Genomic DNA, 14,116 nt, shown 5'->3' with positions numbered 1-14,116 from the left:
TCCGCCATGTTTTAATAGGAGGGCGGCCATCTGCCCTCCATGGCTCTCCTGGAAGGGATCGTCATCCTCATTCTGGCCGTCATCGTCGCAGTCGTGCTCTACTGGTTCCTGCGCAACGCCATATCCCTCGTCGTCAACGCGATCGTCGGCGTGCTCCTGCTGTTCATCGCCAACATCTTTCTCCAGCCGGATATCCCCATCAACATCATCACGGTCCTGATCAGCGCGATCGGCGGCATCGTGGGCGTGGCGCTCATCCTTCTCCTCTACTTCGCCGGCATATCCCTGGAGATCTAGGAGGCGGATGCCGCTGCCCGCCGCCCGCCCCGCCGGATGCGGGGCGGGTAGATCAGGGAGAGCTCGACGATCAGGACGACGAACCAGAGGTGGTCGTGGCAGGAGCCGCTGAGGAGACGGCAGCCGATCTCCCGGATCGAGAGGGAGGGGACGGTGCGGATCCCCTGGAGGAGCGAGGCCGAGGCGGCCATGGCGGCGAGGTAGACGAGGGAGAAGACGACGCAGGGCGGCACGATCCGCACCAGCCTGCGGCCCCTCCGCGGATCCGGGCGCGCCGGCAGGACCGCACCTGTCCGCCCGGCATCCGCTGCCGTCTCGCAAAACGTGCGGCGTTCCCTCGGCCCGGGAGTATATCGAACGGCTATATCCAGGTTGCTGCCCCCTCCCCGGCGGGATGGGGCACCCGAATACCGGGAGAGGTCCATGCCCCGGCTGTCCGCTCTGCCGGAACCCCTGCCGGCGTTGACAACGGAGGATGCCCTTCCCGTACAGCCCTCCGGGGGTGCAGGAACGCTGTCCGTCCTGATCGGCGTCGTGGGTTCCCGGGGTTCGGCCCGCCGGCGGGGATCGCCCGATGTCCGGACCTTCGCACCGGATAGCCGCACCGGAAAACCGGAACGTTCTTCCCCTCCTCGCCGGCAGGGCACCCGCAGCGGTCCACCCCCGGAGCCCCGCCCCACCGCCCGGCAGGAGAGCGGCGACGGCTGCCCCTGACGGCGCCGCCAGGAATACCGCCCGACCCCGCGAGGCAGCGGTGGCGATCCGCGGGAGGGGCAACCTTTATCGAAGGTCCCATAGTAGTATCTTTATAAATATCCCGGTCCGAACACGGCCATGACGTTCCCACCCGAAGAGGATCGCCGCGGACCGCCGGCTCCTCCGGCAGACCCCCGGGACGGAGATCCCTCGCGGTTCCTCCTGGACAGCCTCATCGACGCGACGCTCGTCCTCTCCCCCGACGGCACGATCCTCTTCTCGAACCCGGCCGGGGCCACCCTGGCGGGCCTGGAGAGTCCCGCCGGGCTGATCGGGCGGAACATGCGGGAGTTTCTCTCCGATCCGGCGGACTCCGGCGTTCCTCCCCTGGTACGGCTGCGGTGGGGCGGCGTCCCGGTCGAATACCGCATCCGCACCGTCCGTGGCGAGGAGCGGTGGGCCGAGGGGCTGGCGGGAGAGATCGTCTACAGCGGCGGCACCGCCATCCTGGTCACGTTCCGCGATATCACGCGGCGGAAACATGCCGAACGGCAGAGCGGGCTGGCGCAGTCGACGGGGCTCCCCGATCGGACGGGGCCGACCCGCAGGATCGGCGCGATCGAGTACATCGTGACGCTCTCGAACCGCCTCCTCCACCTGACGGCGGAGAACGCACACGGTGAGATCCGGGATGCCGTCGCCTCCCTGGGCGCCATCAGCGGGGCGGACCGCGCCTACCTGCAGGTCGGGGGCGAGAGGGGCGATCCGCACCCCTGCATCCACGAGTGGTGCGCTTCGGGGATCGAGCCCCGCAGGGCCGTCCCGGAGGCGCTGGCCTCCGACCGCTGCCCCTGGTGGAGGGAGCGGATGCGGAGGGGGGAGGTGGTCCGGGTTCCGAGCGCCGCCGCGCTGCCGCCGGCGGCCGGGGCGGAGAGGGAAGTCCTTGAGGGCGGCGGGATCCGGGCCATCCTGGCGGCGCCCCTCGTCTCCGGCGGCGTGGTGCGGGGGCAGGTCGGGCTCGAGTCCGTGCGGCACCCCCGCCGCTGGACGGAAGAGGAGATCGTTCTCATCCGCGTCGCCGCCGAGCTCTTCACCCACGCCCTGGAGCGCAACCGTGCGGAGGGGGCACTGCGGGAGAGGGAGGAGCAGTTCCGCATGCTCATCGAGCGCACCTCCGACATCATCGTCCTCCTCGACACGGACGGGCATCTCACCTACGCCAGCCCCTCGGTGCGGCGCATCGGGGGCTACGCGCCCGAGAGCCTGATCGGGCGGCACATCCTGGAGATGACGCATCCCGAGGACGTGCCGGCCGTCGTTGATGCGTTCGTGAAGGCGGTGGCGCAGCCGTTGCTGCAGCTGAACCTCGAGGTGCGGATCGCCGACGCCTCCGGCACCTGGCACCTCCTGGAGGTCACGGGGGCGAGCCTCCTGCAGGGGGACGAGATCCAGGGATTCGTGGTGAATGCCCGCGACATCACCGAGCGGAAACGGATCGAGCAGGCGCTGCGGGAGAGCGAGGAGAAGTACCGCAAACTGGTGGAGCTCGCCGCGGATACCATCCTGATCCACCGCGATGGCACGATCGTGTACGTCAACCCCGCGGGGGTGCAGCTGCTGCGGGCGTCGGATCCTGCCGAAATCGTCGGACGGGAGATCCTGAGCATCGTCCATCCGGCGTACAGGGAGATCGTCCGGGGGAATATCGGGCGGGACCTGGAAGGCGCGGAGACGCCGCCGCAGCAGCTCCGCATCCTCCGCCTGGACGGGACGTCCACCTGGGTCGAGGGGCGCGGCACCCGCACGCTCGCGGACGGACGACCGGCGATCCAGGTCTTCTTCCGCGATATCTCGGATCGCAAGCAGGCCGAGGAGGCCCTGCGGGAGTACGCCCGGAACCTGAAGCGGTCCAACGAGGACCTGGAGCGGTTCGCCTACGTCTCCAGCCACGACCTGCAGGAGCCGCTCCGCACCATCGTGACCTTCACCCAGCTGCTGGAGCGGCGGTACAAGGGGCAGATGGGGAGGGAGGCGGACGAGTACATCGACTACATCGTGGATGCGGGCAAACAGATGCAGGCGCTGATCAACGACCTGCTGGAATACTCCCGCATCTCGACACGGGCGCGTCCACCCGGGAGGGTGAACGCGGAGCTGGTGCTCAGGGAGGTGCTCGCCAGCCTCCAGATTCAGATCGAGGTGTCCCAAGCCTCCGTCACCTGCGATCCCCTCCCCTGCGTGAAGGGGGATCCGTCCCAGATCCGCCAGGTCTTCTCGAACCTGATCAGCAACGCGATCAAGTTCCGGCGGGAGGACGAACCCCCGCGGATCCGGGTATCGGCAGCGAGGCAGCAGGGGATGGCGGAGTTCTCCGTCGCCGACAACGGGATCGGGATCGAGCCGCAGTACTTCGACCGCATCTTCGTCATCTTCCAGCGGCTCCACGGGCGGGATCGGTATCCCGGCACCGGGATCGGGCTCGCCATCTGCAAGCGGATCGTGGAGCGGCACGGGGGCGCCATCCGGGTCGAGTCCGAGCCCGGGAAGGGGACCACCTTCTTCTTCACGCTGCCGCTCGCGGACGAACAGTGACCGCATGAAGCCCTGCCGGCGGGCTTCGATCCCCGGTCCCCGCCCCCTGCCGGCGCCGTGCCCTCCCTCCCATCGATGCCGTCCCGCATGAACGAGGCCGCATCCCTCGCTCCGGTAGGCGCCGCGGTCGCGTGCGGGAGCGAAGCCGTTTTCCCCCGCCGGTGGCAACCACGACCGGGACAGGGAGCATCGGGACCCCTTCGGCAACCGGGGGTGACTGCCGGCAGGCTGCCCCGGCTCGTTCTCCGCCGGCGCTCCGCACGGCAGGACGTGTCCCCCGTCACCGCAATCCCGGGATCCCTCACACCGAGGATTTTGAACCGGACATCCGGAGTTCGGTTCGAGCCGCCCCCCCCCCAGCCGGGTCTTCGACGAGACCGGTCGATCGTGTGCGCCCCACGCTCCCCGGCCGGCCGCTGCGGGCAACCGGAGACGGCGACCGTTCCCCCGGACCGGGGCGATCTCCCTGCGGTGCTGGCAGGCGGCTCCGGGCATCTTCCGCCCCGGGCGCAGGGTGCGGAGAGGCGTGCTGTCCGCCTCCCCGAAGTGTTCCGGCAGTGCTGGCGGAGACCGTGGCGGCGCCCCGCACGGGTGGGGCCATCCCTGCCGATGCCGTTCCCCTCCTTCGGGCAGACGGCCGCCCCACCTCCCCGTTCCGGGCGGAAATCGGACGGGAACTGCGAGTGCGGGGCAGGATCCTTCGCTGCCTGGACGGCCGCGCCATGGCAATAGCCCCCAACAGTTTTTATCCCTGCACCGAGTACTCCGCACCGCATGGTGCTCAAGCAACCCTGGACCCTGCTGAAATGCCTGCCGGCGGTATTTGTCTGGCCCTGGCCCATCCCCCGATCCGAAACCCCCGACGAGATCTCGCTCTGGAACGAGCGGGGCAGGGCGCTTGCCTCACGCGGGGACTATGGAAGCGCCATTCTGGCCTTCAACAAGGCGCTCGAGATCAGCCCGCAGCACTGCGCGACGTGGAACAACAAAGGAGTCGTATTCGGTCTCCGGAAAGAGTACGACCGCGCCGTCGAGACGTTCGATACCGCGCTGCGCTACGGCTGCGACAACGATCCGGCCCTGTGGTGCAACCGGGGCCTGGCGCTCTTCAACCTGAAGCGCTACGAGGAGGCGATGGAGTCCTACGATCGGGCGCTGCAGATCCGCCCCGACTTCGCCGTCGCCTGGCAGAACAAAGGCGATCTCCTCATGGCGCAGAAGCGGTGCCATGAGGCGCAGAAGGCATACGCCGAGGCACTGCGGCTCGAACCCGATTACCCCTCCGCGCGAGCCGGGTTGCTGAACGCAGAGCGGTGCATCGAGGCGGAACGGTGAGGAGCGGCGGCAGATGCGGTGCCCCCCCTCCCGCCCGCCGTGCATAACGCCGCAGAGTCGCCGTCTGTATCCCGTCGTCAAACGGATCATCGACCGCCGCGGCGGGCCGGAGCCCGGGAAGGGACGATCCCCTTCACCCGGCGCGCACCGGGACGGGGGCGCCCGCCCGCCGCGGAGGCGTGCGGGCTGAATCTTTTTATTCTGCACCGCCCCATTAGAGGCTATCATGAAGAACGAAGGACAACTCGAGATGCCCAAGAGGATCCTTCTCGTCGAAGACAACCCCGGTGACGTGCGATCCATCGAGGAGGCGTTCCGCGAGTCGAGGATGCACTACCACCTCAGCACCGTCGGGGACGGGGTGGAGGCGATGGAGTTCCTGGAGAGGAAGGGGAAATACGCCTCCGTCTCCGCCCCGGATGTGATCCTCCTCGACCTCAACCTTCCCCGAAAGGACGGGCGGGAGGTGCTCCATGAGATCAAGACGAGCGCCCGCCTGAAGAAGATACCGGTGGTGGTGCTGACCGGATCCAAAGACGAGATGGATTACAGCCAGGCAACCCAGTATCCCACGACCTACTATATCACCAAACCCGCCGACATGCGCCAGCTGATGGAGTTCGTCCGCTGGTTCCTGGAGTTCTTCGATACAAGAAAATAGGGCGCGGACCCCTCCCCAAGGGCCCCCCGCACGTATGCCCGGAGCGGGTGCAGCACCGCATCCGCCTCAGGGTAACGGCGTCCCGCCCGCGATCGTCAGGATAACACCGATCGAGACTGCATAGAGCAGAACCGCCCCCGCGATCCCGAGGGCGATCCACGACAACCCGGCACGGGAACGCAGGCGGAGCTCGTCCATGCGGTAGAGGCCCAGCAGGGCCCCAAGGCCCATCAGGATGAGAAAATACCCAGCCGGATTTATGCCCGCCAGCAGGATGATCCCCGCCCCCGCCGCCACGAACAGGATCGACTTCAACCGATCTTCCATTCTGTACTGTTTTGCCGCCCTTACGGGAAGTAACTTCCCTCCGGGTGCATGCCGCAGATAAAAACCGGATGCCGCGCTGGACGGATCGGGGGAGGGTGCCGCGCAACCCCGAGTCCCGGTGCGGGACGGGTCGGCGCCATTCCCAACGGGCATGCACGGAGAGCATGCGGGGCAGACTGCTGATGAACTCGGATTATAACGGGTAAAATATAATTGTAAAGATATTTCAATAATCCCGACCCAGATCCCGGTCAGCGAGAGTGCGTGGCGCATCTCTGCAGGGAGGGAGGCCAATTGGACAATCACGCTGGTTACATTGCCACCTGCCGGTTCTGCCGCTCTTCCCGGGCGGTCCGGAAGTCCGTCGTCGATCGCTGCGTTCGAAGGATCCAGACCATCCCCGTCGACTGCGAGAAGTGCGGCAGGGTGACCTTTTACCGCGGTGCAGACCACGATCGCCTGATCGAGTAGTGCAGGCGGCGCTCGCTCGCTGCCGCCCGTGCAGGAGCGGCAGGGGAGAAGAGGGGGCGGATGCCCCGGGAAAAAAAGCGGAGAGCCGTGCGGTCCGGCGCTGCCCGGGCACTCTCCGGCTGCGTGCCTCTGTCGGTTACTGCACGATGATCCTCGTCTGGGGAGCCTGTTCGTCCGCCACGCGCATCATGATGCGCCCGCAGACGAAGCAGAGCGGCGTTGAGCAGTCCATCTTCCGCATCTGGAGCACGTACGGTCTGGCGGATGCAAATCCTGTACCCTCGTGGTTGCATGTAAATGTCGGCATCGGTTCACACTCTCGTCCTGTTGACCTTGAACTGCGTCTGGAGATCCGTCCCGGATCGGGGTCTTCCCGATCCCCATCCCCAAAGGTACATGAACTCTGCCATATCTGCATAAATACTTTCCAGATTTCGATTCTCTCGAAAATACGGCAGGAGCGATTCGAATCAGGGAAAGGAGCTGCAGCAGTCGCGCATGGCAATGCTGCCGGCGGACGGGCCGGCCCCGGGAGAAGGAGGCGTCTCCCCCGGAGGGTGCAGGACCGCACTGCGGGAGCCGGGATTCGTCTCCCCGCCACCGTGGTGGGGGAGAGGCGGGTTCGAGGTTCCTCCCGTTCGCCTGCCATCGATCCGCCCGCGCCCTCTTCTCCCGTGCGTTGGGCGGATCGGCGGTTTTTCCATGCGGAGCGCGGTCCGACCCGGCGCTCCCGGCTATCGCCCTCTCCGGGGCGGAACCCGCCCGGGAGACGGCCCGTCCGTCTTCCCGCGGGAGTTCGATAGGGCCTTAAATACCTGCAGGTCGACAGTACGATCCTGCACGGGATCCGGGTCCCGCGGACATCCCGACGGGCAGCCGCAGCGATCCGCCCGGGTGCAGGGAGAACGGGACGCAGTATGGACGATGCCGCATCCACCATGGCGATCGAGGATCGCCACATGCCGCCCTTCGCCGCCAGGCTCCCGATCGCGATCGAGCGGGGGGAAGGGGTCTACGTCTGGGACGAGAACGGGAGACGGTATCTGGACTTCACCGCCGGCTGGGGCGTCACCTGCCTCGGGCACGCCGCGCCGCCGGTCTATGCCGCTCTCGTGGAGCAGGGGAAGAAGATCCTCCAGAACCCCAACTCCGGGCTCACCTACTCCCCAGTGCGGGCCCGGCTCCTCTCCCGCCTGGTGCCTCTGCTGCCGCCGCCCCTCACCCGCGTCTTCTTCTGCAACAGCGGAGCGGAGGCGAACGACGCCGCCATCAAGCTGGCCCGCAAGGTCACTGCCAGGACCGACGTCATCTCCACCCTGCAGAGGCTTCCACGGACGGACGATCGGCACCGCGTCCGCGACCGGCCAGCCGAAGCACCGCGACAGGTACCAGCCGCGGATGCCGAACTTCCGCTTCATCCCCTACGACGATCCGGCCGCTCTGGCGGAGGCGCTCGACGGGGACGTCGCGGCGGTGATCGTCGAGCCCATCCAGGGGGAGGGCGGGGTGAACGTCCCCTCGGAAGGCTGCCTGGAGGAGATGTCGGTGCTCTGCCACGAGAACGGGAGCCTGCTGATCGTGGACGAGATCCAGACGGGGTTCTGCCGCACGGGCCCCCTCTTTGCCATCAGCGGGCACGACGTGGAGCCGGACTTCCTGACCATGGGCAAGGGGATCGCCGGCGGGTTCCCCTTCGCGGCCTTTGCCCTCACCGAGGGGGTGGCCGCCCGGCTCGGGAGGGGCGACCACGGAGGCACCTACTGCGGCAACCCGCTGGGCTGCGCCGTCGCCCATGCGGTCCTGAACGAACTCCTGGAGAAGGATATCCCCCGGAACGTGGAGGCGATGGGATCGGTCATCCTCGATCGCATGCGCCGCTGGCATGCTGAGGATCCCGACAGGATCCGGGGCGTCCGGGGGCGGGGGCTGCTCGCCGCGATGGAACTCGCCGATCCCGGGGCGGCCGAGCGGCTCCTGCAGGAATGCCTGCACCGCGGGCTGATCGTCAACCTGATCCAGGACCGCATCGTGCGGCTCTCCCCCGCCCTGAACATCACCCGCCGCGAGGTGGAGGAGGGGCTCGCCATCCTGGAGGGCGCGCTGGAAGCGATCGAAAGCGCCTAGGAGCGCTTCACCTCCCCCTCCCGCAGCATGCCCCTTGGACCAGGCGCCCGACGATGTTCCCGGCGACGATCGGGGCGGTGATCCGCGAAAGCAGCGGAGCCGGGCAGAGGGGGGTGGCGAGCGTGCTGCCAAGACCTCCTCCCGCCGCAGGAACTTCCGTTCCAGGCTGGCGAAGATGCTCTGCCAGGTCTCCCCGCAGCCGGAGAAGGGTGGCGGAGAAGGCGGAGGGAGAGGCGTTCTTCCGGCAGTTCCGCACGATGCGGACGGAGAGGCAGGGGACGAAGGGGAGTCCGATCAGCCCATCCGCCATCCGCGAAGAGGTGGGGGGGGAGTGGCTCGATCCTTCTCATGCGCCCCTGCATTCCGCCGGTCCCCGCCGTGCAGGAGCGGGGCGGAGGATCGGGGCGAAAGCGGTGAGGGGGGAGGGAGCGTTCCCGCTGCACGACAGGATGCCGGGGCGGTGCAGAGAACGGATCGTCCGCGGCATCCGATCTGCGCAGGAGGGAGCCCCGCGGCTCTGCAGAGAATCTCCCGGCATGTTCCCGCACCGATCCCCCGGAGAACCCATCGACGACCTGCCCGCACGGCGAGTACCGGGGAGAAGCCTCTCCATCGCACGAAGGAGGGGCGAAGCCCGCTCCCGGCGCATACCGAAGAGCCGTCACCAGGCTCTCGATGAGGATTTCGACAGGGCCGGTTCCGCATACCTTTTCCCCTCCAGCGAGCGACAATGCCTCCGCCGCGACGGGTTCCGCGCTCGGCTGCACAGGATCCGCTGCCGCCACGCCGCCCGAACGGGGCTCCCCATCCGATCCTGCAGGATTGCCTTCCGCATTCCGATACACTCCTCCGGCGGAATCGCCGCATCGACCGCATCTCCGGCAGCGGAGAGGCGCAGGGAGGATCATTCCCCCTTCTCCGGGATCCGGGAGGGTATCGGTTCGGCATCGATGGCATGACCAAATAGCATTGCTTTTCCCGTAGCCGTACAACCTGAGATCCGAAACCCCCATGCACATTCCCGGCAACCTGCGCGACATCATCCTTCCCGAGGAGAAGGTTTTCTTCTCGCTCTTCGAGGAGATGGCCACGACCATCGTGGAGGCGGCGGATATCCTCGTTGCTCTGACGACGGATCTCGCACCGGACCAGACGAGCTGCCGGCGGCTCCGGGTGCTGGAGCACAACGGTGACGGGATCACCCGCCAGATCTTCGAGAGCCTCAACCGCTCCCTCATCACGCCGCTCGAACCCGAAGAGATCGCGCGTCTGGCGTCGGCGCTCGACGACGTTCTGGACCGCATCGACTGGGTCGGGCATCAGATCTGCAACTACGATATCGATGAGCCGAATGCACCTCTAAAAGAATTCTCTCTCCTGATCGCATCGAGCGCCCGCGAGATCCAGAACGGCATTCAGGTCCTCAGGATCGTCAGGCGGCCCGCCGAACTCCAGACGCGCAGCGTTGAGATCAACCGCCTCTGGAACCAGGGCAGCGATCTCCTCTCCCGTGCCACCCCCGAGCTGTTCAAGACGCGGGACCCGGTCCGGATCATCAAGCTGAAAGACATCTACGAGAGCATGGCGTCGGTACTGGAGAAGTGCAACGACCTCGGGCACGTGCTCTTCGAGATATCCCGATCCTATGCCTGACCGCATATGGACGCCCTCGTTCTCGCTGGCATCGTCCTCGCCCTCCTCTTCACGTTCGCCAACGGACTCGTCAATGCCGGAACCGCCATCGCCACCCCTGTCGCCACACGCAGTCTCTCTCCCGAGAGGGCGGTGGTGCTCGCCGCCGCCGCCAATTTCGTCGGGCCCTTCGTCCTCGCAACCGCGGTGGCCCGCACCATCGGGACCGGCATCGTGAACCCCGACAGCCTGACCCCGCTGATCCTGACGACCGCTCTCGCGACCGCGCTCGCTCTTCTCCTCCTCTCCGCATCCCTGGGATTCCCCGTCTCGGCCAACCAGTCCCTGATTGGCGGACTGATCGGGGCCGCGATCGCCTCCGGAGGACTGACGGCCCTGATCCTCCCCGATCCCGCAGCCCTGCAGACCCTGACGGGTTACGCCCTGCTGGGGGCCTTCGCCGGCGGCATGCTCCTCGGGGCGGTCGCCCTCTCCCTGAAAATGCCGGTCCGGATTCCCGTCCTTGCCGGAATGGCGTTTGGCATCTCTATCGCCATCACCGCGCTGCTTCTCCGGGACAGGGGCGAGATCACAGGGCTCCTGGCCATTGTCGTCTTCATCCTGATCTCCCCTGTCCTGGGATTCCTGGCGGCCTGCCTCTTCAATATCCTCATCTCCCATCTCTTCCGCCATTCCTCCAGAACGAAGACGCGGAGAATCTTCCAGCCGCTTCAGATCCTGGCCGCAGCCTTTCAGGGGGTCGGGCACGGCTCCCATGACGGCCAGATCGCGGCGGGCATGATCTCGGCGCTCCTCCTCTCGGCAGGCTTCGTCCCCGCATTCACCGTATCGACCGGCGCGATCGCCGCGTCGGCGGCGGTGATCGCACTCGGGACGCTTTTCGGAGGCTGGCGGGTGGTGAAGAGGCTGGCGATGGAGATCACCCGTATCCGACCATACCAGGGATTCGCCGCCTCGGCCGCCGGCGGGGCGGTGATCGTGGGAGCGACGCTGATCGGGATGCCGCTCTCCTCGATGCAGGTGATCAGCGGTTCGATCATCGGCGTCGGGGCGACACGGGGCGTGGATGCCGTTCAGTGGAGCGTGGTCCGCGGGATCGTTGCTGCCTGGATCGTCACAATTCCCCTCGCCGCTCTCATCTCCTGGCTCCTCTGCATGCTGGTGCTGGGGATCCCCGCCTGAGTCGGTGCGCGATGCGCGGGATGCTGTATCGTTCAGCTCCCCTGGAGGGCGGGCGGCGCCGATGCCCGGTCCAGCGTGTGGATCTTCCGCCGCAGCCAGCCGAAGATCGACCAGGTCAGGACGAGAGCGGCGAGGAGACCCAGCAGGGCGATGATCAGCTGCCCCTCGAGCGTCGCGGCGAAGGCCTGGGCGCTGGCGAAGAGGTTGAAAGCCGCATGCACCGCCATGGCGCCCAGGAGGTAGACGCCCCAGGTCCGTGCCCTTCCTCCCGCCCCGTAGTAGAGCCCGATGCCGTAGCCCGCGAGCCCCGTCGCCCCCAGGTGGAGGAACGTGGAGGTGAGGGACCGCACGATCGCCGTCACGACGAGCCCCAGCGCCCCGGCGGCGGCGATGGCGGCGGAGAAGTAGAGGATGTTCTCCGTCGCGGCGAACCCGAGACCCACGGCGGCGCCGTAGACGATCCCGTTCTCCACCTCCGTGAGGCGGGACCGCATCGCCAGGATGCCCGTCGCCTTGACGAGCTCCTCCGAGATCGGCGCCACGACGACCGCCCCGACGACCCCGACGACAGTCATGTCGAAGGGCATCGCATCCCCGAACCCCTGCAGGGGAAAGAGCAGGATGCTGGAGAGGACGAGGGCGCCCAGGACGGCGACGATCCCCCCGTATAGAAAAGCCTTCATCACGTCGGGGCAGGTCTCCCGGCGGTAGATCTCCATGCCCCGCACCCAGCAGAGGAGGATGTAGGCGAATCCCACCGCGATGACGGCGCCGAGAACAAGGAGGATCCCGTCGGAGGGCATACATATTCCCTGGAGGGCGGCCGGGTAAAGAAGGTTTCCCGTGCTGCCTCCGGAGAACGTAGGGGACGGAGAGCGCATTCCTGGCGGCATCCCGGAGGATGAGGCTGCAGTGCGCGGCGAACATGCGGAGGAAGGGGGGGCGATGCGGTCTGCAGGCGCTGCCATCACCCTCCCGCCCGGAGCACGCCCAGCGGCGGGGAGGGGATCTCCTGCTCCCTCCCCCGGTGCCCCTCTCCTGCTGGTGCGGCAGGAGCGGGCAGGATAGCACGGACAACGGGATGCCACCCAGAACGGGGACGGAATCGCCCTCTCCGCGGGGAATCCATGCTCTCCGCAGGACATCCATGGGTTTATCGCGCCGGAGGGGGGCGCTCCCCCCCAACTGCCCCCACCCCGTTGCCGCGACAGCCTCCAGAGACAGTGGAGCCGCGGAATTCTCTGCCGTGCTCCCGCCCCTGCGGCGGAACTGCTGGCCGAACTTCTCGTCTCTATGCCCGGGCGTTCGGCTGCGTGTCTCCGCCCAGATCTCTCCTGATCCGCTGCGGCAATCGAGGCTGCGCGTCGAAGGAAGGCAGGTGTGGCGGGACGAACCTGCACCGCATCCTTCCACCGCCTGTCGGGCGTGAGAGAATAAACGGTTGGTCGAATGGCCGTCTGATCGCGATACGGAGGAAAAAAATTGGCGAGAGCGTCAGGTGCAGGCTTCCTGCGTCCGCCCGAGCTCCTCGTTCAGCATGTCCAGGTAGTCCAGGAGCTTGCGGGTGATGAGGAAGTGCTCCCGCACGTACTCCTTCCCGTTCCGCCCGAGCCGCTCCGCGAGCGCCGGATCCCGGAGGATCTGCACGACCCTCGCCGCAAACCCCTCCGTATCCGTCGGCTCCAGCAGGAACCCGCTCACGCCGTCCTGGATCTGGAGGCGGATGCCGCCCACGCGGGAGCTGACGACCGCCCTGCCCTTCCAGAGCGCCTCGGTGACCGTGAGCCCGAACCCCTCCCGCAGGGACTTCTGGAGGATCACGGCGGACGCCCGCTGGAGGGCGTTCACGAGCAGGTTGTTCTCGACGGTGATCAGGAGGACGTCCCCGCTCTCCAGCAGGTCCCGGGCCTTCTCCTCGACGCCGCGGTAGATCGTCCATCCTTCCGGGTCGTCGGGCGCCATGCTGCCGCAGAGCACCAGGCGGCAGTCCACCTCTTCCCGCACGCGGCAGAAGACCTCGACCACGCCTTCGGGATCCTTCCACTTGTCGAACCGCGAGATCTGGGTGATCAGGGGTTTGTCCGTCGGCACATCGAACTCCCGGAGGATCGCCGCCACCTCCTCGTCGGTCAGGTCGCGGTTCTTGTCGGAGAGAGGATCGATGGCCGGATGGCAGATCCGCTGCGGGAGCGGCAGGTTGTCGCGGCGGTACTGCTCGTGGGAGACCACCATCCGGTCGTACTTCATGACAAACTCCTGCAGAAATTCCCAGAGGTGCATCTGGGGATGGGAGAGATCCACATGGCAGCGCCAGATCCAGGGCTGCCTCTTCTCGTAGAACTGGATCAGGGGCAGGGGCTGGGGATCGTGGACCACCACGCAGTCGCAGTCGATCGGAAGAAGGCGGGAGAACTCCTCGTTCGTGCGGAGGTAGAGCCTTTTATCCGCATCCGTGAGCGGGATCGCCTCGCCCTGCAGCCCGTTGTGGAAGCTCTTGGTGACGGTGAAGAAGTCCCCGCTGCCGGTCAGGATCTTCCACTCGGTGCGGATCCCGGCATCGTTCAGGAGGGGAACGAGGGAGAGGATCATCTCCGCCACCCCGCCGCTCTGGTAGGTGGAGTTGACGTGGATGATGCTCCTGCCGCGGAGGGATTCCGCCTTGCGGTAGATCTCCGCCATCACCGCATCCCCCACGATGGGGCGGTGGTCTTCGAGCCTCTTTCCGTTGTCGCAGATGCAGGTGATGCCTTCCAGGAACGCCATGTTCGTCTCTCCCCG

At 67.2% G+C, this 14,116-nt stretch carries 15 protein-coding genes; 8 read left to right on the top strand and 7 right to left on the bottom strand.

Translation table 11 applies throughout. The annotated features are described in order from the left end of the window. The first annotated feature begins 39 nt into the window (after positions 1 to 39). Positions 40 to 297: a pro-sigmaK processing inhibitor BofA family protein gene (locus tag QMC96_09595; GenBank protein ID MDI6877010.1), complete on the top strand. Its 258-nt coding sequence runs from the start codon at positions 40 to 42 to the stop codon at positions 295 to 297. Here the strand turns inward: QMC96_09595 and QMC96_09590 are convergent. After that, on the bottom strand, positions 294 to 902 hold the full coding sequence (locus QMC96_09590) for a hypothetical protein (protein MDI6877009.1): 609 nt from the start codon (positions 900 to 902) through the stop codon (positions 294 to 296). The genes QMC96_09595 and QMC96_09590 overlap by 4 nt on opposite strands. A 229-nt stretch (positions 903 to 1,131) precedes the next feature. Here QMC96_09590 and QMC96_09585 point away from each other — a divergent pair, with 229 nt between their 5' ends. From QMC96_09585 to QMC96_09575, 3 genes are all read left to right on the top strand, one after another. Further along, positions 1,132 to 3,585 (top strand): PAS domain S-box protein, encoded by a 2,454-nt coding sequence (locus QMC96_09585; protein MDI6877008.1) that lies wholly within the window; start codon positions 1,132 to 1,134, stop codon positions 3,583 to 3,585. A gap of 774 nt (positions 3,586 to 4,359) precedes the next feature. After that, positions 4,360 to 4,920, top strand: coding sequence for a tetratricopeptide repeat protein (locus tag QMC96_09580; GenBank protein ID MDI6877007.1), 561 nt, complete (start codon positions 4,360 to 4,362; stop codon positions 4,918 to 4,920). A gap of 226 nt (positions 4,921 to 5,146) precedes the next feature. Next, positions 5,147 to 5,581: a response regulator gene (locus QMC96_09575; GenBank protein ID MDI6877006.1), complete on the top strand. Its 435-nt coding sequence runs from the start codon at positions 5,147 to 5,149 to the stop codon at positions 5,579 to 5,581. A 66-nt stretch (positions 5,582 to 5,647) separates the two neighbouring features. On the opposite strand, the gene QMC96_09570 is transcribed toward QMC96_09575, so the two are convergent. Further along, the gene (locus QMC96_09570; protein ID MDI6877005.1) at positions 5,648 to 5,908 is read right to left on the bottom strand and encodes a hypothetical protein; all 261 of its coding nucleotides are present in this window, start codon (positions 5,906 to 5,908) and stop codon (positions 5,648 to 5,650) included. A gap of 294 nt (positions 5,909 to 6,202) precedes the next feature. On the opposite strand from QMC96_09570, the gene QMC96_09565 reads away from it, so the two are divergent. Beyond that, positions 6,203 to 6,379 carry a hypothetical protein gene (locus tag QMC96_09565; protein ID MDI6877004.1) on the top strand — a complete coding sequence of 59 codons (177 nt, stop codon included), beginning with the start codon at positions 6,203 to 6,205 and terminating at the stop codon, positions 6,377 to 6,379. Positions 6,380 to 6,515: 136 nt separating this feature from the next. Here QMC96_09565 and QMC96_09560 read toward each other — a convergent pair whose 3' ends face one another. Then, the gene (locus QMC96_09560) at positions 6,516 to 6,686 is read right to left on the bottom strand and encodes a hypothetical protein (protein ID MDI6877003.1); all 171 of its coding nucleotides are present in this window, start codon (positions 6,684 to 6,686) and stop codon (positions 6,516 to 6,518) included. A gap of 427 nt (positions 6,687 to 7,113) precedes the next feature. Next, a complete protein-coding gene (locus QMC96_09555) occupies positions 7,114 to 7,797 on the bottom strand; it encodes a hypothetical protein (protein MDI6877002.1) in 684 nt (227 codons plus the stop codon). Here QMC96_09555 and QMC96_09550 point away from each other — a divergent pair. Then, positions 7,721 to 8,503 (top strand): aminotransferase class III-fold pyridoxal phosphate-dependent enzyme, encoded by a 783-nt coding sequence (locus tag QMC96_09550; protein MDI6877001.1) that lies wholly within the window; start codon positions 7,721 to 7,723, stop codon positions 8,501 to 8,503. The two genes, QMC96_09555 and QMC96_09550, sit on opposite strands and share 77 nt — an antisense overlap. 7 nt (positions 8,504 to 8,510) lie before the next feature. Here QMC96_09550 and QMC96_09545 read toward each other — a convergent pair whose 3' ends face one another. After that, entirely contained in the window at positions 8,511 to 8,813 is a 303-nt protein-coding gene (locus QMC96_09545) for a hypothetical protein (protein MDI6877000.1), read from the bottom strand. A 701-nt stretch (positions 8,814 to 9,514) separates the two neighbouring features. Here QMC96_09545 and QMC96_09540 point away from each other — a divergent pair. Continuing rightward, complete coding sequence (locus QMC96_09540) at positions 9,515 to 10,156, top strand: DUF47 family protein (GenBank protein MDI6876999.1); 642 nt, start codon at positions 9,515 to 9,517, stop codon at positions 10,154 to 10,156. 6 nt (positions 10,157 to 10,162) lie between these two features. Further along, positions 10,163 to 11,338, top strand: a complete 1,176-nt coding sequence (locus QMC96_09535; protein MDI6876998.1) for an inorganic phosphate transporter — start codon at positions 10,163 to 10,165, stop codon at positions 11,336 to 11,338. 32 nt (positions 11,339 to 11,370) lie between these two features. On the opposite strand, the gene QMC96_09530 is transcribed toward QMC96_09535, so the two are convergent. Beyond that, positions 11,371 to 12,141 (bottom strand): PrsW family intramembrane metalloprotease, encoded by a 771-nt coding sequence (locus tag QMC96_09530; GenBank protein MDI6876997.1) that lies wholly within the window; start codon positions 12,139 to 12,141, stop codon positions 11,371 to 11,373. A 691-nt stretch (positions 12,142 to 12,832) separates the two neighbouring features. Next, entirely contained in the window at positions 12,833 to 14,101 is a 1,269-nt protein-coding gene (locus QMC96_09525; protein ID MDI6876996.1) for a glycosyltransferase, read from the bottom strand. Positions 14,102 to 14,116: the final 15 nt, after the last annotated feature.

This window comes from Methanomicrobiales archaeon, assembly GCA_030019205.1.
Taxonomy (GTDB): Archaea; Halobacteriota; Methanomicrobia; order Methanomicrobiales; family JACTUA01; genus JASEFH01.
The sequence above is the reverse complement of the archived record's forward strand: the minus strand, read 5'-3'. Positions and strand labels throughout refer to the sequence as shown.

Excerpts from the sequence above, each read along its gene's own strand:
- QMC96_09540 (MDI6876999.1), top strand. The coding sequence starts at position 9,515 with ATGCACATTCCCGGCAACCTGCGCGACATCATCCTTCCCGAGGAGAAG.
- QMC96_09545 (MDI6877000.1), bottom strand. The coding sequence starts at position 8,813 with ATGGCGGATGGGCTGATCGGACTCCCCTTCGTCCCCTGCCTCTCCGTC.
- QMC96_09595 (MDI6877010.1), top strand. The coding sequence starts at position 40 with ATGGCTCTCCTGGAAGGGATCGTCATCCTCATTCTGGCCGTCATCGTC.
- QMC96_09555 (MDI6877002.1), bottom strand. The coding sequence starts at position 7,797 with ATGAAGCGGAAGTTCGGCATCCGCGGCTGGTACCTGTCGCGGTGCTTC.
- QMC96_09560 (MDI6877003.1), bottom strand. The coding sequence starts at position 6,686 with ATGCCGACATTTACATGCAACCACGAGGGTACAGGATTTGCATCCGCC.
- QMC96_09585 (MDI6877008.1), top strand. The coding sequence starts at position 1,132 with ATGACGTTCCCACCCGAAGAGGATCGCCGCGGACCGCCGGCTCCTCCG.
- QMC96_09575 (MDI6877006.1), top strand. The coding sequence starts at position 5,147 with ATGAAGAACGAAGGACAACTCGAGATGCCCAAGAGGATCCTTCTCGTC.
- QMC96_09530 (MDI6876997.1), bottom strand. The coding sequence starts at position 12,141 with ATGCCCTCCGACGGGATCCTCCTTGTTCTCGGCGCCGTCATCGCGGTG.
- QMC96_09580 (MDI6877007.1), top strand. The coding sequence starts at position 4,360 with ATGGTGCTCAAGCAACCCTGGACCCTGCTGAAATGCCTGCCGGCGGTA.
- QMC96_09570 (MDI6877005.1), bottom strand. The coding sequence starts at position 5,908 with ATGGAAGATCGGTTGAAGTCGATCCTGTTCGTGGCGGCGGGGGCGGGG.
- QMC96_09525 (MDI6876996.1), bottom strand. The coding sequence starts at position 14,101 with ATGGCGTTCCTGGAAGGCATCACCTGCATCTGCGACAACGGAAAGAGG.
- QMC96_09535 (MDI6876998.1), top strand. The coding sequence starts at position 10,163 with ATGGACGCCCTCGTTCTCGCTGGCATCGTCCTCGCCCTCCTCTTCACG.